Annotated in this window: 25 protein-coding genes and 2 tRNA genes; 14 read left to right on the plus strand and 13 right to left on the minus strand. The window is 70.6% G+C overall.

Going from position 1 to position 24,558, the window contains the following annotated elements:
- Positions 1-9: 9 nt before the first annotated feature.
- Positions 10-747 (plus strand): AIM24 family protein, encoded by a 738-nt coding sequence (locus K4B79_RS13025; protein ID WP_232026681.1) that lies wholly within the window; start codon positions 10-12, stop codon positions 745-747.
- A 90-nt stretch (positions 748-837) separates the two neighbouring features.
- Here the strand turns inward: K4B79_RS13025 and K4B79_RS13030 are convergent, their stop codons facing one another.
- Complete coding sequence (locus tag K4B79_RS13030) at positions 838-1,353, minus strand: NUDIX hydrolase (RefSeq protein ID WP_232026682.1); 516 nt, start codon at positions 1,351-1,353, stop codon at positions 838-840.
- Complete coding sequence (locus K4B79_RS13035) at positions 1,350-2,789, minus strand: zinc-dependent metalloprotease (RefSeq protein ID WP_232026683.1); 1,440 nt, start codon at positions 2,787-2,789, stop codon at positions 1,350-1,352. The genes K4B79_RS13030 and K4B79_RS13035 overlap by 4 nt, the downstream gene beginning before the upstream one ends.
- Before the next feature lie 193 nt (positions 2,790-2,982).
- Between K4B79_RS13035 and K4B79_RS13040 the strand changes: the two genes are divergently transcribed.
- From K4B79_RS13040 to K4B79_RS13055, 4 genes are all read left to right on the plus strand, one after another.
- A complete protein-coding gene (locus K4B79_RS13040; protein ID WP_232026684.1) occupies positions 2,983-4,095 on the plus strand; it encodes an SDR family oxidoreductase in 1,113 nt (370 codons plus the stop codon).
- Positions 4,096-4,231: 136 nt separating this feature from the next.
- Positions 4,232-4,693: a molybdenum cofactor biosynthesis protein MoaE gene (locus K4B79_RS13045; protein ID WP_232026685.1), complete on the plus strand. Its 462-nt coding sequence runs from the start codon at positions 4,232-4,234 to the stop codon at positions 4,691-4,693.
- Between the two features lie 126 nt (positions 4,694-4,819).
- The gene (locus K4B79_RS13050) at positions 4,820-4,984 is read left to right on the plus strand and encodes a hypothetical protein (protein ID WP_232026686.1); all 165 of its coding nucleotides are present in this window, start codon (positions 4,820-4,822) and stop codon (positions 4,982-4,984) included.
- 53 nt (positions 4,985-5,037) lie between these two features.
- Positions 5,038-6,132, plus strand: a complete 1,095-nt coding sequence (locus K4B79_RS13055; protein WP_232026687.1) for a YlbL family protein — start codon at positions 5,038-5,040, stop codon at positions 6,130-6,132.
- 9 nt (positions 6,133-6,141) lie between these two features.
- Here K4B79_RS13055 and K4B79_RS13060 read toward each other — a convergent pair whose 3' ends face one another.
- Positions 6,142-6,684, minus strand: coding sequence for a PPA1309 family protein (locus tag K4B79_RS13060; protein WP_232026688.1), 543 nt, complete (start codon positions 6,682-6,684; stop codon positions 6,142-6,144).
- A 164-nt stretch (positions 6,685-6,848) separates the two neighbouring features.
- Here K4B79_RS13060 and K4B79_RS13065 point away from each other — a divergent pair, with 164 nt between their 5' ends.
- The 4 genes from K4B79_RS13065 (at position 6,849) to K4B79_RS13080 (ending at position 12,375) form a co-directional block, all read left to right on the plus strand.
- Complete coding sequence (locus K4B79_RS13065; protein WP_232026930.1) at positions 6,849-9,782, plus strand: UPF0182 family membrane protein; 2,934 nt, start codon at positions 6,849-6,851, stop codon at positions 9,780-9,782.
- Positions 9,783-9,874: 92 nt separating this feature from the next.
- Positions 9,875-9,948 (plus strand) — tRNA-Met (locus K4B79_RS13070).
- Positions 9,949-10,177: 229 nt separating this feature from the next.
- Positions 10,178-11,998 carry a tetratricopeptide repeat protein gene (locus K4B79_RS13075; protein ID WP_232026689.1) on the plus strand — a complete coding sequence of 607 codons (1,821 nt, stop codon included), beginning with the start codon at positions 10,178-10,180 and terminating at the stop codon, positions 11,996-11,998.
- A gap of 303 nt (positions 11,999-12,301) precedes the next feature.
- Positions 12,302-12,375: transfer RNA gene (locus K4B79_RS13080), tRNA-Met, on the plus strand.
- Between the two features lie 48 nt (positions 12,376-12,423).
- On the opposite strand, the gene K4B79_RS13085 is transcribed toward K4B79_RS13080, so the two are convergent.
- The 6 genes from K4B79_RS13085 to hisN all read right to left on the minus strand — a co-directional run bounded on the left by K4B79_RS13085 (position 12,424) and on the right by hisN (position 17,329).
- Complete coding sequence (locus tag K4B79_RS13085) at positions 12,424-13,563, minus strand: ABC transporter substrate-binding protein (RefSeq protein ID WP_232026690.1); 1,140 nt, start codon at positions 13,561-13,563, stop codon at positions 12,424-12,426.
- Complete coding sequence (locus K4B79_RS13090; RefSeq protein ID WP_232026691.1) at positions 13,560-14,423, minus strand: ABC transporter permease; 864 nt, start codon at positions 14,421-14,423, stop codon at positions 13,560-13,562. Before K4B79_RS13090 ends, K4B79_RS13085 begins: the two co-directional genes overlap by 4 nt.
- The gene (locus K4B79_RS13095) at positions 14,420-15,214 is read right to left on the minus strand and encodes an ABC transporter ATP-binding protein (RefSeq protein ID WP_374208460.1); all 795 of its coding nucleotides are present in this window, start codon (positions 15,212-15,214) and stop codon (positions 14,420-14,422) included. Before K4B79_RS13095 ends, K4B79_RS13090 begins: the two co-directional genes overlap by 4 nt.
- 162 nt (positions 15,215-15,376) lie before the next feature.
- A complete protein-coding gene (locus K4B79_RS13100; protein WP_232026692.1) occupies positions 15,377-15,793 on the minus strand; it encodes a Fur family transcriptional regulator in 417 nt (138 codons plus the stop codon).
- A gap of 150 nt (positions 15,794-15,943) precedes the next feature.
- Positions 15,944-16,336 (minus strand): CBS domain-containing protein, encoded by a 393-nt coding sequence (locus K4B79_RS13105; RefSeq protein ID WP_232026693.1) that lies wholly within the window; start codon positions 16,334-16,336, stop codon positions 15,944-15,946.
- A gap of 192 nt (positions 16,337-16,528) precedes the next feature.
- Positions 16,529-17,329, minus strand: a complete 801-nt coding sequence (gene hisN, locus K4B79_RS13110; RefSeq protein ID WP_232026694.1) for a histidinol-phosphatase — start codon at positions 17,327-17,329, stop codon at positions 16,529-16,531.
- 177 nt (positions 17,330-17,506) lie between these two features.
- On the opposite strand from hisN, the gene K4B79_RS13115 reads away from it, so the two are divergent.
- The gene (locus K4B79_RS13115; protein ID WP_232026695.1) at positions 17,507-18,115 is read left to right on the plus strand and encodes a TetR/AcrR family transcriptional regulator; all 609 of its coding nucleotides are present in this window, start codon (positions 17,507-17,509) and stop codon (positions 18,113-18,115) included.
- An 8-nt stretch (positions 18,116-18,123) separates the two neighbouring features.
- Here the strand turns inward: K4B79_RS13115 and K4B79_RS13120 are convergent, their stop codons facing one another.
- From K4B79_RS13120 to K4B79_RS13135, 4 genes are all read right to left on the minus strand, one after another.
- Complete coding sequence (locus tag K4B79_RS13120; protein ID WP_232026696.1) at positions 18,124-18,447, minus strand: DMT family transporter; 324 nt, start codon at positions 18,445-18,447, stop codon at positions 18,124-18,126.
- 140 nt (positions 18,448-18,587) lie between these two features.
- Positions 18,588-19,598 carry a ribosome small subunit-dependent GTPase A gene (gene rsgA / locus K4B79_RS13125; RefSeq protein ID WP_232026932.1) on the minus strand — a complete coding sequence of 337 codons (1,011 nt, stop codon included), beginning with the start codon at positions 19,596-19,598 and terminating at the stop codon, positions 18,588-18,590.
- 10 nt (positions 19,599-19,608) lie between these two features.
- Positions 19,609-20,934: a 3-phosphoshikimate 1-carboxyvinyltransferase gene (aroA, locus tag K4B79_RS13130; RefSeq protein WP_232026697.1), complete on the minus strand. Its 1,326-nt coding sequence runs from the start codon at positions 20,932-20,934 to the stop codon at positions 19,609-19,611.
- A gap of 52 nt (positions 20,935-20,986) precedes the next feature.
- On the minus strand, positions 20,987-21,709 hold the full coding sequence (locus K4B79_RS13135) for a M50 family metallopeptidase (RefSeq protein WP_232026698.1): 723 nt from the start codon (positions 21,707-21,709) through the stop codon (positions 20,987-20,989).
- A 50-nt stretch (positions 21,710-21,759) separates the two neighbouring features.
- On the opposite strand from K4B79_RS13135, the gene K4B79_RS13140 reads away from it, so the two are divergent.
- The 4 genes from K4B79_RS13140 to rsrA all read left to right on the plus strand — a co-directional run bounded on the left by K4B79_RS13140 (position 21,760) and on the right by rsrA (position 24,456).
- Positions 21,760-22,575 carry an SOS response-associated peptidase gene (locus K4B79_RS13140; RefSeq protein WP_232026699.1) on the plus strand — a complete coding sequence of 272 codons (816 nt, stop codon included), beginning with the start codon at positions 21,760-21,762 and terminating at the stop codon, positions 22,573-22,575.
- A gap of 1 nt (position 22,576) precedes the next feature.
- Complete coding sequence (locus K4B79_RS13145; protein ID WP_232026700.1) at positions 22,577-23,206, plus strand: alpha/beta hydrolase family protein; 630 nt, start codon at positions 22,577-22,579, stop codon at positions 23,204-23,206.
- A gap of 258 nt (positions 23,207-23,464) precedes the next feature.
- The gene (sigR, locus tag K4B79_RS13150) at positions 23,465-24,157 is read left to right on the plus strand and encodes an RNA polymerase sigma factor SigR (protein ID WP_232026701.1); all 693 of its coding nucleotides are present in this window, start codon (positions 23,465-23,467) and stop codon (positions 24,155-24,157) included.
- A complete protein-coding gene (gene rsrA, locus K4B79_RS13155; protein WP_232026702.1) occupies positions 24,154-24,456 on the plus strand; it encodes a mycothiol system anti-sigma-R factor in 303 nt (100 codons plus the stop codon). The genes sigR and rsrA overlap by 4 nt, the downstream gene beginning before the upstream one ends.
- The last annotated feature ends 102 nt before the right edge of the window (positions 24,457-24,558 follow it).

Below are 24,558 nucleotides of genomic sequence, written 5' to 3' on the forward strand. Positions count from 1 at the left end.
AGGCACATCATGCACAGCACACTCTTCGCACACGTCCCGGTGGAGTCCACCGGCCGCTACACCCTGCAGAACCCGCAGCTCCTCAAGACCGACGTCACCCAGGGAAGCAGCGCCGTGCTCGCCCGCCAGGGTGCGATGGTGGCCTTCGAGGGCCAGGTGGAGTTCGACAGCCAGTACCGCAACCGCAGCTGGCGCAACGTCGAGCGGATGACCGGCGAGCGCCTGGAACTCATGCGCTGCAAGGGCAACGGCATCGTCTACCTGGCCAACTTCGCCCAGCACCTGCACGTCATGGAGGTCGGCCGGGGGATCACCGTCGACAGCTCCTCCGTCCTCGCCTTCGACGGCTCGCTCGGCGTCGGCATCGTCGCCGTGGACAGCGCCGTCGAGGTGGCCTCCGCGGGCGCCTACAACCTGGAGCTGTCCGGCTCCGGGCAGGTCGTGCTGATGACCTCGGGCGAGCCGCTGGTGCTGGAGGTGGGCCCGGAGAAGAACGTCTGCGTCGACTCCGACGCCGTCATCGCCTGGTCCACGTCCCTGCGCACCCAGCTCCAGGCGCCCACCTCCACCTCCTCCGTGTGGCGCCGCCGCGGCACCACCGGCGAGGGCTGGGAGATGCACTTCTCCGGCACGGGCCACGTCCTGGTCCAGCCGAGCGAGCTGCTGCCGCCGCAGGGCATGCGCAACGGCGGAATGCTCGGTCAGTTCGGCATGCGCGGGAACTCCCTCGGGGGCAGCAACAGCTGACCGCGCGGACGGCGGACGTAAGGGGCGGCCGCCCATGGTGGTCGCCCCTTACCCGTGCGCTCACCCGCGCTCACCGTCGCCGCGTGCGGGTCACAGTCGGGCGCGGGTCGCTTCCAGCAGGCGTACGACCGACTCGTCGGCGACGCCGGCGACCTCGTCGTAGGCGAACCAGCGCAGGTCGAGGGACTCGTCGCTGATCGCCTCGACGGCGCCCGCGGGAGCCAGGGCCGCGTACTGGACGTCGAGGTGCCAGGCACAGGGGGTGTGGTGGCGGTCCAGGCGGACCGGGCCGCCGGGCAGCAGGTCCAGCCCCGCGATGCCCGACTCCTCGGTCCCCTCGCGCAGCGCGGCGTCGGCCAGCGTCCTGTCGCCGGGTTCGCAGTGGCCGCCCATCTGGAGCCACATGCGCAGCTTCTTGTGGAGGGTCAGCAGGACCCGCTCGCGCGACGGGTCGATCACCAGGGCGCTCGCCGTGATGTGCCCGTCCGCGCAGGCCTTCCACATGCCGTCCGGGTGAGCCTCCAGATGGTCCAGGTACGCCTGGCGAAGGTCCGCCTGATCCTCGTACCCCTTGAGGACCAGGGCGGCATCGTCGTGAAGGCTCACTCGGTGTCGTCGTCCTTCTTCTTGAGGTCGGGCTTCGTGGCGTCGGGCTTGTCCGCGGCCTCTCCCAGCATCTTGTCGAGCTCGGAGAAGTCCAGCTGCTCGCGGTGCACGAAGCCGTCCGGGTCGTCCAGGTCGGAGGCCGTCGGCAGCATGTCCGGGTGGGCCCACAGGGCGTCCCGGCCGTCGACACCGCGCGCGTCCGTCAGAGAGGCCCACAGGCGGGAGGCGTCGCGCAGCCGGCGGGGGCGCAGCTCCAGGCCGATCAGCGTGGCGAACGTCTGCTCGGCCGGGCCGCCCGAGGCACGACGGCGGCGCAGGGTCTCGCGCAGCGCGTCCGCGGACGACAGCCGGGGCTTGGCGGCCGCGTGGACCACCGCGTCCACCCAGCCCTCGACGAGCGCCAGCGCGGTCTCCAGACGGGCCAGGGCGGCCTTCTGCTCGGGCGTGTCCTCCGGCTGGAACATGCCCTGCTGGAGGGCGTCCTGCAACTGCTCCGGGTTCTGCGGGTCGAACTGGCCGACCACGTCCTCCAGCTTCGCGGTGTCGACCTTGATCCCGCGCGCGTAGCCGTCGACCGCGCCGAACAGATGCGAGCGCAGCCACGGCACGTGGGCGAAAAGACGCTGGTGGGCGGCCTCGCGCAGGGCGAGATACAGCCGCACCTCGTCCTTGCCCACGCCGAGGTCCTTGCCGAAGGCCTCGATGTTCACCGGCAGCAGCGCGGCCTTGCCGGCCGGGCCGAGCGGCAGGCCGATGTCGGTCGAGCCGACGACCTCGCCCGCGAGCACGCCGACGGCCTGCCCGATCTGCGTGCCGAACATGGCGCCGCCCATCGAGCGCATCATGCCGATCAGCGGGCCCGCCATGGCCTGCATCTCCTCCGGCAGGACGTCACCCATGGCCGCGCCGACACGCTCGGCGACCGGGTCGACGAGCTCCTTCCACGCGGGCAGGGTCGCCTCGACCCACTCCGCGCGGGACCACGCCACCGCGGAGCCGGCCCCGGAGGGCAGGGACGTGGCGTCGTCCAGCCACAGGTCGGCCAGGCGGACGGCCTCCTGGACGGCGGTGCGCTCGGCGGGGCCGACGCTCGCGTCCTTGGTGCCGTCGGCAGTGCCCTGGGAGACCGTCTGGCGGGCGATCTGCTTGGCCATGTCCCAGTTCACCGGGCCGCCCTCGTAGGAGAGCATCTGGCCCAGCTGCTGGAAGGCGGCGCCCAGGTCGGTGGGGTTCAGGGAACCGAACATGGCGGCGAGCGGGTTGTCACCACCCGGGCCGCCCGGGCCACCGAAGCCACCGGCTCCGGGCAGCCCGCCGAAACCGAACGGGTTGGCCGGGCCCTGACCACCACCGCTCTGCTGGTCCTTCTTCTTGCCCTCGTCGCCGTCTTCCGGCTCCTCCGGCGGAAGGCCGAATCCGAATGGGGTGTCACTCACGGGATCCCTCGGCTGGTAAGGCCGCCGGTTTCTCTCCGGCGGCGCGACTGCCCGATAACACCACCCAGCGTAGACACCATGGGCGGTTCGGGCCTCGGTGCTTCGCCGACTCTCGGCCTGCGGCAGGATGGATGCCACCTGGTACGTACGCGTCACTCGCGTTCGTACTGAAGACAACCGCTGGAGACGCCTGGTGAGTTCCCCAGATCCGCAGGTTCGCGCAGCGCGAAACCACTCAACCCCGCCCAGTATGCGCGGGCCCGTCGTCGCGGTCACCGGTGCCGCGTCGGGTGTCGGCGCGCTGCTCACCGAGCGGCTGGCCGCGTCGGACGAGATCAAGCAGGTCATCGCCCTGGACGAGCGGCGGGGCGAGTGCGCGGCGGCGACCTGGCACATCCTGGACGTACGGGATCCGGCCATCGCGGAGAAGCTGCGCGGGGCGGACGTGGTGGTCCATCTGGCCCTCGACCTCGACCTGGAGACCGACGCGGCCGCCCGAACGGCCTACAACGTGCGCGGCACCCAGACCGTGCTGACCGCGGCCGCCGCGGCCGGGGTCCACCGCGCCGTGCTGTGCACCTCCTCCATGGTCTACGGCGCCCTGCCCGACAACGAGCTGCCGCTGTCCGAGGACGCCGAGCTCAGGGCCACCGCGGAGGCGACCGGCGTCGGCGACCTGCTGGAGATCGAACGGCTGGCACGGCGGGCCCCGCGCGCGCATCCCGGCCTCAATGTCACCGTGGTCCGCCCCGCCGTCCTGGTGGGAGGCACGGACACCGCGCTGACCAGGTACTTCGAGTCGCCCCGGCTGCTCGTCGTGGCCGGCTCGCGGCCGGCCTGGCAGTTCTGCCACGTCGAGGACCTGTGCAGCGCCCTGGAGTACGCCGTCCTGGAGAAGGCGGACGGAGAACTCGCCGTCGGCTGCGACGGCTGGCTGGAGCAGGAGGAGGTCGAGGAGCTCAGCGGGATCCGCCGGATGGAGCTGCCGTCCGCCGTCGCGCTGGGGGCCGCGGCCCGGCTGCACCGGATCGGGCTCACACCGTCCCCGGCCGGGGACCTCGCCTACACGATGTACCCCTGGGTGGTCAGCGGGAGCCGGCTCCACGACGCCGGATGGCGGCCGCAGTGGACCAACGAGGAGGTCCTCGCGGAGCTTCTCGACGAGGTCTCCGGACGGCACACGGTGGCCGGACGGCGGCTGGGACGCAAGGACGCGACGGCCGCGGGCGCCGCGGGTGCGACGGTCGCGCTGCTGGGCGCGGCCGCCGTGGTGCGCCGGGCCCGGAAGGCGCGCAGACGGATCTGACGGCACCGTCCGGCTGCCGGACCGGCGCGGCACCTCCAGGAGGCTCCGAACCTGGAGGAGGCTCCAAACGCGCACACGCGCGTGCCGGGCGATACGGCTATTCCGCCTGATCCGCGCGGTGCGGCACGATGGGGGCATGGCACCCACACATGACCACCCCGGCGAGCAGGCAGCGCAGGACCCCGTGAAGCTTCTGGCCATCCGCGAGACGGCACTCTCCCTGGACGAGGTCTTCCGGGCCGTCGGGGACGACGCCGCCGGGGGGACCGCGCTCTTCGTGGGGACCGTGCGGAACCACGACGGCGGTGCCGACGTCGACGAACTCGGCTACTCGTGCCATCCCAGCGCCGAGGCCGAGATGCGGCGGATCGCCGAGAAGGTCGTCGCCGAGTTCCCGGTGCGGGCCCTGGCGGCTGTGCACCGGGTGGGCGACCTGAAGGTGGGTGATCTCGCCGTCGTGGTGGCCGTCTCCTGTCCCCATCGGGGCGAGGCCTTCGAGGCGTGCCGCAAGCTGATCGACGACCTCAAGCACGAGGTGCCGATCTGGAAGCACCAGAAGTTCTCCGACGGCACCGAGGAGTGGGTGGGGGCCTGCTGACGCCGAGCCCGCCACCCGACCGGCCTCCGGTTGCGTAACCGCACCCCTGGCGTGAGCGTTGTCCCTGCGGATGATTAATCTGCTGATCAGTCAGTTGTGATGGCTCAGGTGGGGTTGGAGGTCGGCATGGGGGCGCTCGTCTGGTTGCTGATTCCGCTGCTGGCCGCGATCGGCGCCGGTGTCTGGGGAAGTTGGGCCACCCGTACCAGAAGGGTGCGCGGCGACGGCCCGGAGCTCGACGGGTACGCCCGGTTCCGGGCCGCCATGGAGAAGCCGCCCTTCCGCACCTGACCCGGACGGCGCCCTGACGGTGCGCCGACAGGAGCGTCCCGTACTGTCGTGCCATGCCACGCCGCACCGCGACGATGCTCGCCTCCACCCTGATGCTGATCGCGCTCCTGTGCGCGGGAGTCTTCATCAATGTGCCGTACTCGGAGATGTCGCCGGGTCCGACGGTGAACACCCTCGGGGACCACGACGGCGAGCCGGTGCTCCAGATCTCCGGGCGCAAGACGTACGCGACGAGCGGGCACCTGAACATGACCACCGTGCGGGTCACCAGCGCCGACTACAAGATGAACCTCGTCGAGGCCGTCTACGGGTGGCTCGCCCACGACAACAAGGTCGTGCCGCACGACACGCTCTACCCCGACGGCAAGACCGAGGAGCAGTCCACCCAGGAGAACGCCGAGGAGTTCAGCCAGTCCCAGGAGAGCGCCAAGGTCGCCGCCCTGAAGGAGCTGGACGTGCCCGTGAAGTCCTGGGTGATCGTCTCGACCGTCGTCAAGGGCTCCCCGGCGGAGGGCAAGCTGCACGCCGGTGACGTGATCAAGGCCGTCGACGGTACGACGGTGAAGGAGCCCTCCGACGTCGCCGAGCTGGTGACCAAGCACAAGCCCGGCCAGGACGTCGTCTTCACGATCGTGCCCGCCAAGGAGCAGGCCGCCGCGGAGAAGGAGAACCGGACGGCGACCAGGACGCAGAAGATCACCATCACCACGAAGACCTCCGACGACGAGGGCGAGAAGCGTGCCATCGTCGGGATCTCCGCGGGGACGGACCACACCTTCCCGTTCACCATCGACATCAAGCTCGCCGACGTCGGCGGCCCGAGCGCCGGCCTGATGTTCGCGCTGGGCATCTACGACAAGCTCACCCCGGGCAGCCTGACCGGCGGCACGTTCGTGGCCGGTACCGGGACGATCGACGACGCCGGCAAGGTCGGCCCGATCGGCGGCATCGAGATGAAGACGGTCGGCGCGCGCAGCAAGGGCGCCCGCTACTTCCTCACCCCGGCCGACAACTGCGCCGCCGCCGCGAGCGACACCCCCGCGGGCCTCACCCTCGTGAAGGTGAACACCATCGACGACGCCCTGGGCGCGCTGAAGGACATCCGCAGCGGCGACACCGCCGACCTTCCCCGGTGCACGACGAAGTAGCCCGCAGGGCTACTCCTCGAACGTCGCCGACAGAGCCTCCGCGAGGCCGGGCACCAGATCGCCGCCCGTGAGGACCTCCGTCGGGGAGTCCTTCTCCCGCAGCCGCAGCGCCGAGTCGCGGGTGCCGTCCCGCAGGACCGCGACCGTCATCCGGACCTCCTGACGGTCCGGATGCTCGGCGACCCACTGGGTGAGCTTCTTCTCGCTCAGCCCCTCCGGAACGGACGCCTCGGCGGACGGCGGCAGCATCAGACGCTCCACGGTGAGCGCGCAGCCGACCACCGCGTCGGGCCAGGCGATGGTGCCCAGGAACTCGTCGAGCGGCTTGCCCGTTGGAATCTCGTCCTGCTCGATCGGGGTGAGGCCGGTGGTCGCCTGCTCCTCCTCGAGGCCGAGCTGGGCGGCGAGGGCGGGTTCCTGGGCCTTCAGCCGGGCGGTGTCTACGAGGGCGAAGAGGCGGGCGGGCTGGTCCCAGCCGAGGCCGGAGGCGTACTCGTCGATTTCGAGAACCGCCCGGGTCAGCGGGCTCGCCGCCATGGGAGTGTTGGACATGGTCACAATCCTGCCTCGTTCCCTGCCGGAATCGGGAACCGAGTAAAGCGTGAGTAAGTTGCATAGGTGGGGGCCTACGATCACGAGGCCCATGCCAGGGCCCGTGAACACGCGGGTCTGACGGATCAACAGCGAACTTCGAGGTGCGCACCTTGGCTTTCCAGATGCCGGACCGCGGCGGAGGCCCGACGGGGCCACGGATCAGAGTGGGCCGCCCGTCCCGGCGTGTCCGGACCCTGCTCATGACGCTGGGCGTCCTTGCCGTTCTCGGCATGGCGTTCACCATGTTCGCCGGGTTCTGGACGGACTGGCTCTGGTACCGGTCGGTGAACTACTCGTCCGTGTTCACGACCACGCTGTGGACCAAGATCGGACTGTTCTTCGTCTTCGGCCTGCTGATGGCCCTCGCGGTCGGCTTCAACATCTGGCTGGCGCACCGGCTGCGTCCGCCGCTGAGCGCCATGTCGATGGAGCAGCAGAGCCTCGACCGCTACCGGATGGGCATCGCGCCCTACAAGAAGTGGCTGCTGCTCGGGATCACCTCCCTGGTCGGTCTGATCGCGGGCGCCTCCGCCTCCGGGCAGTGGCGGACCTGGCTGATGTGGGTCAACGGCGTGCCCTTCCACCAGAAGGACCCGCAGTTCCACCTCGACGTCGCCTTCTACGCCTTCGACCTGCCCTGGTACCGGTTCCTGCTCGGCTTCGGCTTCGCCACCGCGATCCTCTCCGTGATCGCCGCCGCGCTCACCCACTACCTGTACGGCGGACTCCGGGTCACCTCCCCGGGCGCGCGGGCCACGGCAGCCGCGACCGGTCATCTCTCGGTGCTGCTCGGCATCTTCGTCGCCCTGAAGGCGGTCGCCTACTGGCTCGACCGGTACGGACTGGCCGTGAAGTCGAGCGACTTCAAGGCCACGGACAGCTGGACGGGCCTGAGGTACGTCGACGCCAACGCCTATCTGCCGGCCAAGACGATCCTGTTCTGCATCGCCGTCATCTGCGCCCTGCTGTTCTTCGCCACGCTGTGGCGGCGCACCTGGCAGCTGCCCGTGATCGGCTTCGGCCTGATGGTGCTGTCCGCCATCCTCATCGGCGGCCTGTACCCGGCGATCGTTCAGAAGTTCCAGGTCCAGCCGAACGAGCAGGCCAAGGAAGCGCCGTACGTCACGAAGAACCTCAAGGCGACGCGTGAGGCCTACGGCATCGACGACGCCAAGGTCTCCGAGTACGCGGGCACGTCCACCACCACGGACAAGACCAAGCTGCGGGACGACGCCACCGACGCGGCGAGCATCCGCATCCTGGACCCGAACATCGTCTCGCCGACCTTCCAGCAGCTCCAGCAGATCAGGAACTACTACGCGTTCCCGACCAACCTGGATGTCGACCGCTACAGCAAGGACGGCACCGACCAGGACACGGTCATCGGTCTGCGCGAGCTGAACCTCGCCGGCATCCCGAAGAACAACTGGATCAACGACCACTTCCGGTACACCCACGGATACGGCGCGGTCGCAGCCAAGGGCACCGAGGCCGACTCGCAGGGCCGCCCGGTCTTCACCGAGTCCGACCTGCCCTCCAAGGGCGACCTCGGCACGTACCAGCAGCGGGTCTACTACGGCGAGAAGACCAACACGTACTCGATCGTCGGCGGTCCCCAGAAGGAGATCGACTACTCCGACGACAACGGCGAGAAGACCTTCAGCTACACCGGCAAGAGCGGGGTCAACCTCTCCAACCCGATAAACCGCGCGGCGTACGCGGTGGCGTTCAACGAGCCGCAGATCCTCTACTCCGGTGCCATCGGCGAGGGTTCGCGGATCCTGTACAACCGCACTCCGAAGGAGCGCGTTGAGGCGGTCGCCCCGTGGCTGACCATCGACGGTGACGCCTACCCGGCGGTCGTGGGCGGCAAGATCCAGTGGATCGTCGACGCGTACACGACCACCAACGGATATCCGTACGCCTCCCGTACGACCCTGGGCGACACGACGGCCGACTCGCTGACCGCGACCAACAACTCGCGTGCGGTGGTGGCCCAGCAGAACCAGGTCAACTACATTCGCAACTCGGTGAAGGCGACCGTCGACGCCTACACCGGCCAGGTCAAGCTCTACCAGTGGGACACCAAGGACCCGGTCCTGAAGACCTGGATGAAGGCGTTCCCGGGCACGGTCGAGCCCAGGTCCGACATCTCGGACGCGCTCATGGCCCATCTGCGGTACCCGCAGGACCTGTTCAAGGTCCAGCGCGAGCTGCTCAGCCGGTACCACGTCGAGGACGCCACGACGTTCCTCAGCGGCAGCGAGGTGTGGCAGGTGCCGGACGACCCGACCAACAAGTCGGGCAACGCGGTGCCGCCGTACTACCTGAGCATGAAGATGCCCGACCAGTCCTCGCAGGTGTTCTCCCTGACGACGACGTTCACGCCCAACGGCCGGGACAACCTCAGCGCGTTCATGTCGGTCGACGCCGAGGCGGGGACCAGCGACTACGGCAAGATCAGAATCCTGAAACTGCCGACCAACACGACGGTCAACGGGCCCAAACAGGTGCAGAGCCAGTTCAACTCCAAACCGGACATCGCGGAAACCATCAGCCTGCTGAACCGCGGTGATTCGACGGTGGAGTACGGCAACCTGCTGGCGGTGCCCCTGGACGGCGAGCTGCTCTATGTGGAACCCGTCTACGTCCGCGGTGGTGGCCTCAAGTACCCACTGCTGCGCAAGGTGTTGGTGACCTACGGAGGCAACACCGCCTTCGAGGACACCCTCGGCGCCGCCCTCAACAAGGTCTTCGGGGCGGACGGTTCGACCACCGAGCCACCACCGCCGGCGGACGACGGCGGCACGACCACACCGCCGCCGACATCCACCAACCCGACGGTCCAACAGGCGCTGAACGACGCCCAGAAGGCCTTCGACGCCGGCCAGGAAGCCCTGAAGAAGAACGACTGGGTGGCGTACGGCGAGGCGCAGAAGGACCTGGAGGAGGCGCTGCGGAGGGCCGAGGAGGCACAGAACCGGGCCGACGAGGGCGGTGGAGGCACCAGTAGTCCGAGCCCCAGTCCCAGTCCTAGTTCCAGCCCCAGTGGCTAGCGCAGCGGACCGTCAGGGGCTGATCAAGGCCTGAGCTGCTGCTCCGTGGTCAAGAGCCCGTCCCGCGCCGTGATACGGTTCTCAAACAACGGCGCGGGGTGGAGCAGCTCGGTAGCTCGCTGGGCTCATAACCCAGAGGTCGCAGGTTCAAATCCTGTCCCCGCTACTGAAGTCGACGACATCGGTCGTAGGCCGGCGAAGGCCCGGATCCTGAAAAGGATCCGGGCCTTTGTCGCGTGCGAACGCATGTGCCGGGACCTGGGACGGCCGTGCCGCCGAGGGGAGTTGGGGGTTCTGTGTTTGACTTGTCTCTCTGTGGGCATGTCGACAAAACGCTGTAGTGACCTCAATGGCTGCGGTATACCAGGTGTACCCAGGTTGCAGGTGGTGCGACGATGGACGTTATGGGGGACAAGGCAACTCTGTTCGAGACAGGGCGTTTTGTGCAGCCTTCCGGGCCGGTCGAAGCCGCGGAGGCGGCTGACGATGCCGCCGAGGAGGTCCGCCAGAGGCTCGCCGCGGAAGCCGGTGACGTCGAGGCGATGAGCGTCCTCGGGGCCATGCTGCTGCGCCGCGGAGATCTCGACGGAGCCGAGTCCCATCTGCGTGCCGCCACCGCGGCCGGCGACCGCGCCGCCGCCAACAACCTCGGAGTCCTGCTTCACCAGCGCGGCTACGGCGACGAGGCCGCCGGATGGTGGCGGATCGCCGCCGTCGCCGGGTCCGCCGCGGCCGCGCACGCGCTGGGCCGGTACCACCGCGAGCGGGGTGACGAGCCCGCCGCCGAGTACTGGCTGCGCCAGTCCGCCGAGCAGGGACACACGCTCGGCGCCTACGCGCTCGCCGACCTCCTGGAGCACCGCAACGACCCGAGGGCCGAGCAGTGGATGCGGGTGGCCGCCGAGCGCGGGCACCGGGAAGCGGCGTACCGGCTGGCGCGCGCGCTCGACCGCAGGGCGGGGCACGCGGAGGAGACCGGCACCGACGCCGGTGCCGCCCTGCTGGAAGAGGCCGAGCAGTGGTATCGGCAGGCCGCCGCGCGCGGACACCGCCGGGGCGCGCTGCACCTCGGCACCATCCTGGAGAAGCGCGGCGAGCTCAAGGAGGCCGGTCGCTGGTACCTGACCGCCGCCAAGGACGGGGAGATGCGGGCCGCCTGCGCGCTCGGATTCCTGCTGCGCGACGCGGGCGACACCGAGAACGCCGCGCTGTGGTGGCTCAGAGCCGCTCAGGAGGGCGACGGCAACGCGGCCAACGCGCTGGGCGCGCTGCACGCCGAGCGGGGGGAGCAGCAGACCGCCGAGCGGTGGTACCGGGCCGCGATGGACGCCGGGGACGACAACGGCGCGTACAACCTCGGGCTGCTCTGCGCCGAGCAGGGACGTACCGCGCAGGCCGAGCAGTGGTACCGGCGGGCCGCCTACGCCGGGCACCGCGAGGCGGCCAACGCGCTGGCGATCCTGCTGCTCCAGGGCGGGGACGCGGCCGGGGCCGAACCGTGGTTCTCCAAGGCCGCGGAGGCCGGGAGCGTGGACGCCGCGTTCAACCTCGGCATCCTCTTCGCCGGGCGGGGCTCCGAGGAGGGCGCCGCCGAGGCGCTGCGCTGGTACGAGCGGGCGGCTGCCGCCGGGCACACGGAGGCGGCCCTCCAGGTCGGGATCGCGCGGCTGCGGGACGGGGACGAGCTCGCCGCCGAGCGGCATCTGCGGTGCGCCGCGGGTGGGGGGAGTGCCGAGGCGGCGTATCGGCTGGCGACCGTGCTGGACTCGCGGCGGCCGCCGGCGCCCGCGCACGAGCTGGGCGAGCCGGCGCATGAGAAGACCGAGTGCGAGGAGTGGTACGAGCGGGCGGCGTCCCAGGGGCATCGGCGGGCTCAGGTGCGGGTCGGGATGCTGGCCGCGGCCCGGGGTGATGTCGTGGAGGCGGCCCGGTGGTACCGGGAGGCGGCGGAGGCCGGGTCTCGGAACGGGGCCTTCAATCTCGGGTTGCTGTTGGCGCGTGAGGGGAGTGAGCCGGAGGCTGCCGTGTGGTGGGCTCGGGCGGCCGATGCGGGGCATGGGCGGGCGGCGTTGCGGCTGGCCCTCGTCTACGCGCGTCGTGGGGAGCTGGCGGAGGGGCAGCGGTGGGCTGATCGGGCGGTGACGCTGGGGCCGGGGGAGGTGGCTGAGCGGGCGGCGCGGTTGCGGGACGCGTTGCGGCAGGAGCTGTCCGCGTGACGGTCCCCTGGGGTGGGGGTGGGTGTCGGGTTCTCGGTGACTGTGGTTGCCGGGACGGTGTTTTCGCCCCCGCCGCCCCTACCCGTCCCATCCCCAGGGGCTGCCGCCCCTTCGACCCCGCCCAGGGGGCTCCGCCCCCTGGACCCCCTGTCGGCCCTTAAGGGGCCTCGTCCTCAAACGCCGGACGGGCTGACAGTGCGGGCTAGTCCCAACACCGGACGGGCTGGCGGTGACCTGGGGTTATGCGGAGCGGTAAGCGATTTGCTTCTGGTGGTGGTCTTCACGTAACGTTGCATTCATCGCCGCGGGGTGGAGCAGCTCGGTAGCTCGCTGGGCTCATAACCCAGAGGTCGCAGGTTCAAATCCTGTCCCCGCTACTGATGCCGAGGGCCGGAATCCGAAAGGGTTCCGGCCCTCGGTGTTTTTCAGGGGCGGTGACCTACGGCTTCGGCGTAGAGGGATCGGTTGACGGTCCTGGATTCGGGGAGAGGGTCGCTCTCGGAGACGCCCTGGGCGCGGTAGGCGGACTGGAGGCGGTCGGTCGTGCCGGCGCGGATCTCCCAGTCCATGCGGAGCGAGGGGGTCGAGGCGAGGATCTTCGCGTCGGACTTCAGGAGCTTCGCCAGGTAGGCGACGAAGGACGCGTTCTTTTTGTAGTCGGCGGTGAAGTAGGTGTTCACCGTGCGGATGTAGGCGCGGACGAGGGCCACGCCCGCGTCCACGTCGTCGTCGAGGAGGCTCGGGCCGTACAGCAGGCCGCCCAGGGGTTCGCCGGGGGGCTGGCCGCCGAGGAAGGCGTAGCCGGGTGTGCCGTCGACCCTGCGCCAGACCGGGTCGAGGAGCCAGGCGGAGTCGACGCCGCCGTTCTGGAGGGCGGTGAGGACGTCGGCGGAGCCGAGCTGCTGGTACTGGATCTTGTCCAGGCCGCCGCCGTGCTGTTCGAGGGCCTTCTCCATGGGGTACGCGATGACCGAGCCCTTGCCGATCATCGTGCCGAGCTTGCGGCCGGCCATCGCCACGCGGTCCGCGCTCTCGCCGTCCTTCAGCCGTACCCACAGGCCGCTCTTCGAGGTGGGCGCGGGTGAGAAGTTGCCCGCCACCCATCGGATGTCGAAGCCGCCGTGGATGCCGTTCATGACGGCCGCCTCCGGGGCCGCCCAGAGCGCGTCGATGTCGCCCTTCGCGAGCAGGGGGAGGGCGTCGGGGGTCGGCAGGACCTTGAGGGTGACGTCCAGGCCCTCCTTCTTGAACTCGCCCTTGTCCAGGGCCACCTGGAGGGGCGCCACGTACTCCGCGCTCAGTGTGCCGGTGGCGATCGTCAGCTCGCGGGAGTCGGGGAGGGGCCGCGGGGCCGGTGTGCCGGGGGCGCAGCGGGCCGGGCGGCGGGTGGGGGAGAGGTCGGAGGGGTCCGTCCAGGAGGGGGCGGCGCAGCCCTGCACGGGGCGGATCGTGCGGGTGTGCGTGTCCGCCTTCGACGCGGTGCCCTCGTCGGCCGGCGACGCGCACGCGGCCGACGCCAGCAGGACACCGACGGCGACCGCGGCACCGTACGGAAGTCGCCTCATGACTGCCCCCGTCCTCGGTCCCTGGGTGCCCAGGGGGTGAGCAGCCGGCCCACCAGTCGGATCAGTTCGGAGAAGAGCACGCCCAGGACGGCCACGCAGACGATGCCGACGAACATCACGTCGTTCTGGAAGAGGGCGCGCGAGTCGAAGATGAGATGGCCCAGGCCGTCGGTCGCGGCGATCTGTTCCGAGGCGACGATCACCAGCACCGCCACGCCCGCCGCGATGCGGGCGCCCACCAGGACCGCGGGAAGCGATGCCGGGAGCAGGACGTGACGGAACATCTGCCAGGGGGAGGCGCCGAAGACCTGGCCCGCGTCGCGGTGGCCGGAGGGGATCTGCATGACCGCCGACATGGTCGAGATCCACACGAAGAAGAACACCGTCGTCGCCACCAGGGCCACCTGCGGGCCCTCGCCCAGGCCGAACATGTTCAGGAAGATCGGCAGCAGGGCCAGTTTGGGGACGACGTACAGGGCGTCGAGGAGGGGTTCCAGGGCCGCGCGGACCAGGGAGAGTGAGCCCATCAGCAGGCCCAGGGCGTAGCCCGCGGCGGTGCCTACGGCGTAGCCGGCCAGGACGCGTTTCAGCGTCGCCCACACGTCCGGCCACAGGTCGCCGGCGGCGGCGCGGTCCCAGCCGTCGGCCAGGATCGTGGAGGGGGCGGGGTAGACGCGGTCGTCGATCCAGGCCCGGGTGGCGGCCAGCTGCCACAGCAGGACCAGCAGCAGGGGGACGGCGACGGCCAGGGTCAGCTCCAGGGCGCGTCGGCGGCGGTGTGTGCGGACGGGGTCGAGTTCCCGGGGGCCGGGGCGGCGGATCAGGACCGACTCGGCCGGTGCCTTCACGGTCGTCGTCATGCCGGGACCGCCTCCTTGCGCAGCAGGTCCCACAACGCGCTCTTCAGGGAGGTGAACTCGGGGGCGGAGCGGATGTCGCCGGTGCGGGGGCGGGGGAAGGGCGGGCGGTGCTCGGCGAGGATCCGGCCCGGGCGGGCGGACATCACCAGGACGCGGTCGCCGAGGACGATCGCCTCCTCCAGGCTGTGGGTGATGAACAGCGTGGTGGTCCGGGTGGTCTGGGTGAGGTCCAGCAGCTCGTCCTGGAGGATCATCCGCAGCTGGGCGTCGAGGGCCGCGAACGGCTCGTCCATCAGCAGCAGTTCCGGCTCCACGGCCAGCGCCCGCGCGATCGCCACGCGCTGGCGCATACCGCCGGAGAGGGTCGCAGGGTAGGCGTCAGCGAAGTCCGACAGGCCCATGCGGGCCAGCCAGGCGTCGGCGCGGGCGTTCGCCTCGCGGCGCGGGACGCGTTGAATGTCCAGGCCGAAGCGGACGTTGGTGCGGACCGTCTTCCAGTCGTAGATGCCGTAGTCCTGGAAGATCATGGCGGCCGGGCGGGGCGCTGACGTGCGGATCTCCAGGGTGCCCGTGCTCGGGCGGAGCAGGCCCGCGGCGATGCGCAGCAGCGTGGACTTCCCGCAGCCCGAGGGGCCGACCAGGCAGACGAACTCGCCGGGGGCGACGGTGAGGTCCAGGGGGCCGAGCGCGTCGACGGCGCGGGGCGGGCGGCCGAAGGTGCGGGTCAGGCCGGTGGCGTGGAGGGTGGGGTGCGGAACCCCTGCGGTGGGTTTCGGGTGCGGGTCTCCCACGGTTGCTCCTTGCGGAGTGCGGTACGGAGAGGGGGTGGCCGCACGACGATATGACGACCCGTCAGATTCAGGAACCCTGTGGACACCGTGAATGCCTGTACGCAGCACAAAGCCCCGGCGTCCGTGCGGGATACCAGGGCTTCGGTGAGGAGGTGCGGGCTGTTACGCCGCCGCGCAGTTGGGGCACACGCCCCGGTACGTCACCTCGACGTCCGAGACGGTGAAGCCGAAGCGCTCCGAGTCGGGGAGGTCGGACAGCGGGTTGCCGGTCGGGTGGACGTCCCGGATGGCACCGCACCGGGCACAGACCAGGTGGTGGTGCGGCTGGTGCGCGTTCGGGTCGTACCGCTTGGCGCGCTTGTCGGTGGCGACCTCGAGCACTTCGCCGAGGGTGACCAGCTCGCCCAGGGTGTTGTAGACCGTCGCCCGGGAGATCTCGGGCAGCTTGGCGACGGCCCTGGCGTGGACCTCGTCGGCCGTCAGGTGGACGTGTTCGCCGTCGAGGACCTCGGCCACGACACGCCGCTGCGCGGTCATCCGCCATCCGCGCCCGCGCAGTCGTTCCAGAAGGTCGCTCATACGGCCCAGCCTAACAGCCGGGGGACCAGATCCCGAACAGATGTGGTTTTAGATCTCTGCTCGACTTGGATGAAGTCCAATATCTGGTCCGAGGGGCGGCACGCATCGTCGGCGAGCCGGCCCGCGTCGTCGGCGAGCCGGCCCGCGTCGTCAGGCAGGGATGTGCTGTCGTGCCGGGGCCCAGCAGCGGATGATGTCGCGGACCGAGACGATGCCCACGGGCTCGCCGCCGTCGAGGACGATCAGGTGCCGGAAGCCGCCGTGGGTCATCGCGTGCGCGGCCTCCTCCAGGGTCCAGGTCGGGGCGGCGAAGACGACGTCGGTGGTGGTGTGGGCGTGGGCGTGTTCCGTGTCCGGGTTCTGGCCGAGGCCGACGGAGTTGAGGACGTCGCGTTCGGTGAGGATGCCGATGCCGATGCCGTCGGGATCGAGAACGACGGCCGCGCCGACCCGGCGGGCGGACATCAGGGCGGCGGCCTGGCGGAGGGTATGGGCGGGGCCGATGGTGAGAACCACCGTGCTCATGGCGTCGCGGACGAGCATGGGTGCGGAGTCACCTCCAATGAATCCCTGTTTGTTCAAGGATTCACAAGTTCACAAATGAGGGTCCTCTCAGAGTCGCAGGCAAAGCGAGGGTCAACAAGAGGGCGCACGTCGCCGATTGAGGGCGTGCGCGCTCATCTGTGCTCGCGGCGAGCGCCGGTTGGTGCTGGTCGCGCTCGCCGGCCGCGCTCGCTAGTAGCGCTCGTTGAGATACCCGAGGAACTCGTCGTGCAGCAGGCCGTTCGACGCGGCCGCGTTGCCGCTGTGCGGCCCCGGGCGGCCGTCGAGGCCGGTGAAGGTGCCGCCCGCCTCCGTCACGATGATCGCGTTCGCGGCCATGTCCCAGAGGGAGAGCTCCGGTTCGGCGCAGAGGTCGACCGAGCCCTCGGCGACCATCATGTACGGCCAGAAGTCGCCGTACGCGCGCGTGCGCCACACCTCGCGGGTCAGGTCCAGGAAGCCGCCCAGGCGCCCCTGGTCCTCCCAGCCGGTGAGCGAGGAGTACGCGAAGGAGGCGTCCGTGAGCTTCGAGACCCGGGAGACGTGCAGCCGGGAGGCCGAGGTGAGGCTGCGGCCGGAGAACGCGCCGTGGCCCTTCGCGGCCCACCAGCGGCGGCCCAGCGCCGGGGCCGAGACCACGCCCACGACGGGCTGGTAGCCGCCCTCGGCCGCCTCCATCAGGGAGATCAGCGTGGCCCAGACGGGCACGCCCCGCACGTAGTTCTTGGTGCCGTCGATCGGGTCGATGACCCAGCGGCGGGGGCCGGTGCCCTCGACGCCGTACTCCTCGCCGAGCACCGCGTCACGGGGGCGGGCGCGCTTGAGGTGGCCCCGGACGAGTTCCTCGGCGGCCTTGTCCGCCTCGCTCACCGGGGTCATGTCCGGCTTCGTCTCGACCTTGAGGTCGAGGGCCTTGAAGCGGTCCATGGTGCCCGCGTCCGCCGCGTCGGCGAGGACATGGGCGAGGCGCAGGTCGTCGAGGTAGTCGGGCATGTGACGAACGGTATCTGCCGTGGTCGGTGCGGGGCTACCGGGGGACCGGGGTGCGGACAGGGGGCGGTCCTGTGGCTCGCGGTGACGGACGGGCGCCCCCGCGTGCCTTCGCGAACCCTTGACAGTGCCTCCATGCGCGTCAAATCTGGGGCGCAGAGCCGATCGCCCAGGGAGGCGATGATGCCTGCAGCGCGGGAATCCCTGCTGGATGCCGCTTATACGGCGCTGGCGCGCCGACCGTGGGCTGCCGTGCGGATGGTGGACGTGGCCGCGGCGGCCGGAGTGTCCCGGCAGACCCTGTACAACGAGTTCGGGAGCAAGGAGGGCCTGGCTCGGGCGCTCGTCAGGAGAGAGGCGGACGGCTATCTCACCGGGGTCGAGCGGGCGCTGACCGCGCACGGCGACGCCCGGGAGCGGCTGACCGCGACCGCCGAGTGGACCGCCTCCACCGCCCGCGAGAACGCGCTCGTACGGGCCATGCTCACCGGCTGCTGGAGCGAGAAGCTGCCCTCCCCGACGCTGAAGGCCGTGCCGTCCTCCTCGGCCGTGCCGGCGCAGCGCCGGGCGGACGGCCCGCTGCCGTCACCCGGTGACTTCGTGGCCCTGGTGCGCGATCGCGCGGTGACGGTCCTCTCCGGTCCCGGCACGCCCAAGTCGGACCTCTCCGACCTCGCCCGCTCCTGCGAACTGGTCGTCCGCCTCGCCCTGTCCTGCGTGGCGGCCCCGCCCGGGGAGGGCGGCGTCGCGGACCTGGTGCGCAGCGCCTTACACCGGCAGTACGCGTGAGCGGTGATCTAGTGCGAGGATCCCGACAGTTGGAGCCCGATCACGCCGATGATGACCAGGCTGATCGAGACGATCTTCAACGTGGACACCAGGTCGTCGAGGAAGATCATTCCGTAGATCGCGGTCCCGGCCGCGCCGATGCCCGTCCACACGGCGTACGCCGGGCCCACGTCGAGTTTCTTCAGGGACAGGGTCAGCAGACCGAAGCTGCCGAGCGCGAAGACGCAGAACGCGATCGTGGGCCACAATCGCGTGAAACCGTGCGAGAGCTTCAGACACACGGCGAAACCGGTCTCGAGCAACCCGGCCACCACCACCAGCAGCCACGCCATGTGCTGTCCTCCCGTATGTCCGGCTCGGTGCGATTATGCCTTTACCTGACCCGCGAGGGGACAAACAACGCGGAGGTCAGCCCACTTCCTCGGCCCACTTCCTCGGCCCACTTCCTTGGCCGCTTCCCCGGCCCGCTTCCTCAGTCGCCGTCCGTCCGCTCCCGCGTGGAGAGCAACCGGCGCAGCGAGTACAGGCGGGCGGGGTCGGCGTGCCCCTCGGCCACCCACTGGTCCAACGCGCAGTCCGGCTCATCATGACTGCACGCGCGCGGGCAGCCCTCGGTTCCCGGTTCCAGGTCGGGGAAGGCGTGGATCACCCGGGAGGGGTCCACGTGGTGCAGACCGAACGACCGCACGCCCGGGGTGTCGATCACCCACCCCTCGTCGCCGTCCAGCGGCAGGGCCAGCGCCGAGGTCGTGGTGTGGCGGCCGCGGCCCGTCACCGCGTTCACATGGCCGGTCAGACGGCGGCGGTCCTGCGGGACCAGCGCGTTGACCAGGGTCGTCTTTCCTACGCCGGAGTGGCCGACGAACGCCGTGATCCTGCCGTCCAGTTGCTCGCGCACGCGGCCCACCGCCACGCCGTTCTCCAGCTCCTCGCGGCTGGTGACGACGTAGGGGATGTCCAGGTGGCCGTAGAGCTCCAACAGCTTGTCGGGCGAGGCCAGGTCCGACTTGGTCATGACCAGGAGGGGTTCCAGGCCGGCGTCGAACGCCGCGACCAGACAGCGGTCGATCAGACGCGGGCGGGGCTCGGGGTCGGCGAGGGCCGTGACGATGGCGAGCTGGTCGGCGTTGGCGACGACCACGCGCTCGTACGGATCGTCGTCGTCCGCCGTGCGGCGCAGGACCGAGGTGCGCTCCTCGATGCGGACGATGCGGGCGAGGGTGTCCTTCTTCCCGGTCAGGTCGCCGACGATGGCCACCCGGTCGCCGACCACCGCCGCCTTGCGGCCCAGCTCGCGGGCCTTCATCGCCAGGACGATCCGGTCGTCGACGAGGCAGGTCAGGCGGCCCCGGTCGACGGTGAGGACCATGCCCTCGACCGCGTCCTCGTGCTTGGGCCTGATGTGCGTACGCGGTCGGTTGCCCTTGCGGTTCGGGCGGGAGCGGATGTCGTCCTCGTCGGTGTGCTTGCCGTAGCGGCGCATGGCGTCTCCCCTACGCCCCATCGCTCCCGAGCATGGCCGTCCACAGGTCCGGGAAGTCCGGCAGGGTCTTGGCCGTCGTCGCCACGTTCTCGATCCGCACGCCCTCGACCGCGAGGCCGATGATCGCGCCGGCCGTCGCCATGCGGTGGTCCTCGTAGGTGTGGAAGATCCCGCCGTGCAGCGCGCGCGGCCGGATGTGCAGACCGTCGGCGGTCTCGGTCACGTCCCCGCCGAGTTCGTTGATCTCCTTGGTGAGCGCGGCCAGCCGGTCCGTCTCGTGCAGCCGCAGATGGGCCACGCCCCGCAGGGACGAGGGGGAGTCCGCGAGGGCCGCGACAGCCGCGATGCCGGGGGTCAGCTCGCCGACCTCGCTCAGGTCGACGTCGATGCCGTGGATCGAGCCCGATCCGGTGAACACCAGGCCGTATTCGGTGAGTTCGCAGGAACCGCCCATTTCGGTGAAGATCTCGCGCAGCCGGTCACCGGGCTGGGTGGTGCGGGCCGGCCAGTCGGGCACGACGACCCGGCCCCCGGTCACCAGCGCCGCCGCCAGGAACGGCTGGGCGTTGGACAGATCCGGCTCGACCGTCAGGTCCCGGCCCAGCAGCGCGCCCGGCGTCACCCGCCACACGTTCGGCTCGCCGCCCGACTCGGGGGTGTCCACCTGCGCGCCGACCGAGCGCAGCATGTCGACGGTCATCCGGATGTGCGGCATGGACGGCAGCGGGCCGCCGACATGGCGGACCTCGACACCCTGGTTGAAGCGCGGGCCGGAGAGCAGCAGCGCCGAGACGAACTGCGAGGACGACGAGGCGTCGATCTCCACCTGGCCGCCGTCCAGGGCACCGCCGCCGTGCACGGTGAGCGGCAGCGCGCCCCGGCCGTCGTCGTCGATCCGGGCGCCGAGCACGCGCAGCGCGTCGATCACGCCGTGCAGGGGGCGTTCGTACGACCTCGGGTCGCCGTCGAAACGGATGTCGCCGTCGGCGAGGGCGGCGACGGGGGGCAGGAAGCGCATCACGGTGCCGGCGTTGCCGACGTCCACGGTCGCCGGGCCGCGGAGCCCTGCCGGGAGGACGCGCCAGGTCTCGCCGGTGCCGTCGGGGCCGACCCCCTCCTCGATGCCCACGCCCATCTCGCGGAGCGCGGCGGCCATGAGGAGGGTGTCCCGGGAGCGGAGGGGGCGGCGCAGCCAGCCCGGCTCGCTCGCGAGGGACGCCAGGACCAACGCGCGATTGGTGACCGACTTGGACCCCGGGACGTGGACCGTCGCGTCGACGGCTCCGCTCGCGTGGGGGGCGGGCCAGAGGGCGGTGTCTGAGGGGTTCAAAGCCATAGGGTCACTTTAGTAGGGGGTGGTGTCCCGGGTGCAGCGCTGTCATGGCTGGTCACACCTCCAGCAACCATCTGCCACCGCCTATCAGTGAGCACAGGCTCACCGCGTGGAACAGGAACAACCACAGGCCTGCCGGTGCGTGCGTCAGACGGGACAGCTGGTCCGCGTCGGAGTCCCCTGCCCCGCCCCGCGCCCGCTTCGCCTGCAACTCGAAAGCGGGACGGACACCGCCCAGCAACAGGAACCACACGACCGCGTACGCGAACGCCGCCTGCACCTGGGGACCCGCCAGCCACGACACCACCACGAACGTGCCGCCGGTGACGATCACCGTCAGGGCGCCGTAGGCGTTGCGGATCATGACGAGCATGGCGATGAGGAGGGCGGTGGCCACCCACAGCAGCAGGGTGATGCGGCCCGCGGCCAGCAGTGCCGCGCCGCCCAGGCCCAGCAGCGGGGGAGCCGTGTAACCGGCGGCCGCCGTGAGGATCATGCCGAGGCCGTGCGGCTTGCCGCGGCTGACGGTGAGGCCGCTGGTGTCGGAGTGCAGGCGGATGCCGTTGAGCTGGCGGCCGGTGAGCAGGGCGACGAGACCGTGACCGCCCTCGTGGGCGATGGTGATGGCGTTGCGGGAGATGCGCCACAAGGTGTGCGGGACCACTATGGCCAGCGCCGCGACCATGGTGGCGAGCACCACCCACAGATCGGGGTCGGGCTGGAGGCCCACGAGCCGGTCCCAGAGGTCGGGCAGCGCGGTGGATGCGGTGCTGTCCATGTTTCCCGGTGGCTCCCTCTCGTCGTACGGAGTCTGGCAGTGTGGCACGTATGTGCGGACGGTATGCAGCCAGTCGTGGGCCCGAGGATCTCGCAGGAATCTTTGAGGTCGAGAAGTGGGAGCCCGAGGAGACACTGGCACCCGATTACAACGTGGCCCCGACCAAGGAGGTCTACGCCGTCCTCGACCGCCCTCTTAAGGACGTCGAGGACCCGAAGCCGGTTCGGCAGCTGCGAAAGCTGAAGTGGGGGCTGGTGCCGAGCTGGTCCAAGACCCCCGAGGGCGCAGCCCGGATGATCAACGCGCGGGCCGAGACGGTGCACGAGAAGCCCTCCTACAAGCGGGCCTTCTCCACCCGCCGCTGCATCATCCCCGCCGACGGCTACTACGAGTGGGTCACCGGCGCGCAGGAGCGGGACCTGGAGGTCGAGGGGAAGAAGAAGCGGCCGCGCAAGCAGCCGTACTTCGTGCTGCCCGCCGACGGGTCGGTGTTCGCGATGGCCGGGCTCTACGAGTTCTGGCGGGACAAGACCCTCCCCGACGACCATCCGCAGGCCTGGTGGGTGACCTGCTCGGTGATCACGACGGAGGCCGAGACGGGCCCGCTGGCCGTCTCCCCGGCCGACGGACCGCGCACGCTCGCCGAGATCCACCCCCGGATGCCGCTCATGCTCACCCCGGACCGCTGGGACTCCTGGCTCGACCCGTCCCGCACCGACGTCGAGGACCTGCGCTCCCTGCTCGCCCCGCCCCCGGAGGGCCTGATGCGGGCCTACCCGGTGAGCACGGCCGTCAGCAACGTCCGCAACAACGGCCCGGAGCTGCTGAAGGAGCTGGAGGGGCCCGAAGAGGGCACACTCTTCTAGCGTGAAGACCGAGATCATCAACACCGAGGCGGGGGACGCCCGCATCACCTGGCACCCGGCGCGGAAGGCGCGCCTGGTTCTGGCAGTCAGCCATGGCGCGGGCGGCGGCATCGAGGCGCGCGATCTTCAGGCGCTGGCCCAGGTGCTCCCGGGGCACGGCGTGAGCGTCGCCCTGGTGGAGCAGCCCTGGCGGGTGGCCGGGAAGAAGCTGGCACCGGCGCCGAAGACACTGGACGTGGGGTGGCGGGGGATCTGGCCCGCGGTCGCGCGGGCCGGGCTGCCGGTGATCTCCGGCGGGCGCAGCGCCGGGGCCCGCGTGGCCTGCCGTACGGCCGTCGAGCTGGGGGCGCACGCCGTCCTCGCCCTGAGTTTTCCGCTGCACCCGCCGGGCAGGCCCGAGAAGTCCCGCGCGGGCGAGCTGCTCGGGTCCGGGGTGCCCACCCTGGTCGTCCAGGGCGGCAACGACCCCTTCGGCAAGCCGGAGGAGTTCCCGGACGGCTCCTACGAGCTCGTCGAGGTGCCGTACGGCGATCATGGCTTCGTCGTGCCGAAGCGCGCGGCGATCACGCAGGAGGACGGAGTGGCGATCATCACGGAGGCGGTCGTGAAGTGGTCCGGGTCACTGGGGTAAAGGCTCGGGAATGTTGGGCCGCGGACCTCTGTTGAGGCGGACAGAAGTGCTGAGAGAGCAGCACCTACCGTCGTAGGAGAGGAAGTCCGCCGCATGGGTTCGACCATCTGCCCGAGCCGCAGCAGCCGCACTGACCTGGACTGGACGGTGCTGCACGCGGCCAAGACCGCGCCTATTCGGGCGGCGGGCGGACCGGATCGTGTTCTATCCTCCGATTCTGGTGGCATCGGTCTCGGTGCTGCCCGGAATCTTGAGGAGGTGGGTCCGGTTCCCGGTACCGACGCAGGGACCGAACACGGCCAGGCGGAGCAGCCCGAGGGCCAGGGCACGAGTGTGGTGACCACGGAGTCGACGGCCGAGCGCAGCGCGCGCTTCGAACGGGACGCGCTCGAATTCCTCGACCAGATGTACTCGGCCGCGCTGCGCATGACGCGCAACCCGGCCGACGCCGAGGACCTGGTGCAGGAGACCTACGCCAAGGCGTACGCGTCCTTCCACCAGTTCCGCGAGGGCACCAACCTGAAGGCCTGGCTGTACCGCATCCTCACCAACACCTTCATCAACTCGTACCGCAAGAAGCAGCGCGAACCCCAGCGCTCCGCGGCCGAGGAGATCGAGGACTGGCAGCTCGCGCGTGCCGAGTCGCACATGTCGACGGGGCTGCGCTCCGCCGAGTCGCAGGCGCTCGACCACCTGCCCGACTCGGACGTGAAGGAAGCGCTCCAGGCCATCCCCGAGGAGTTCCGCATCGCCGTGTATCTCGCCGACGTAGAGGGCTTTGCGTACAAGGAGATCGCGGACATCATGGGGACACCCATCGGTACGGTGATGTCCCGGCTGCACCGGGGCCGCCGTCAACTGCGCGGCATGCTCGAGGACTACGCCCGTGAGCGCGGGCTCGTCCCGGCCGGCGCCGGAGAGTCGAACGAAGCGAAAGGCTCGGGCTCATGAGCTGCGGAGAGCCGCACGAGACGGAATGCAGCGAGATTCTCGATCATCTCTATGAGTTTCTCGACCGGGAGATGCCCGACAACGACTGCACCAAGTTCGAGCAGCACTTCGAGGAGTGCTCGCCGTGCCTGGAGAAGTACGGGCTCGAACAGGCCGTCAAGAAGCTGGTCAAGCGCTGCTGCGGTCAGGACGACGTGCCGACCGACCTGCGGTCCAAGGTGATGGGGCGGATCGATCTGATCCGCTCCGGCCAGACCGTGCCCGAGCACGACATCACCGCGACCCCGCAGGAGTCGTGACCCCGGGGGAGCTGTGACACCGCCTCGCGAACGCTTGTGCGGGCGCGAGAATGTCGGTCACTCGAACGTGCTAATCCGCAGTTCATCGGCCCACGCCGTCCC

This window comes from Streptomyces lincolnensis (assembly GCF_021173675.1).
GTDB lineage: Bacteria > Actinomycetota > Actinomycetes > Streptomycetales > Streptomycetaceae > Streptomyces > Streptomyces lincolnensis_B.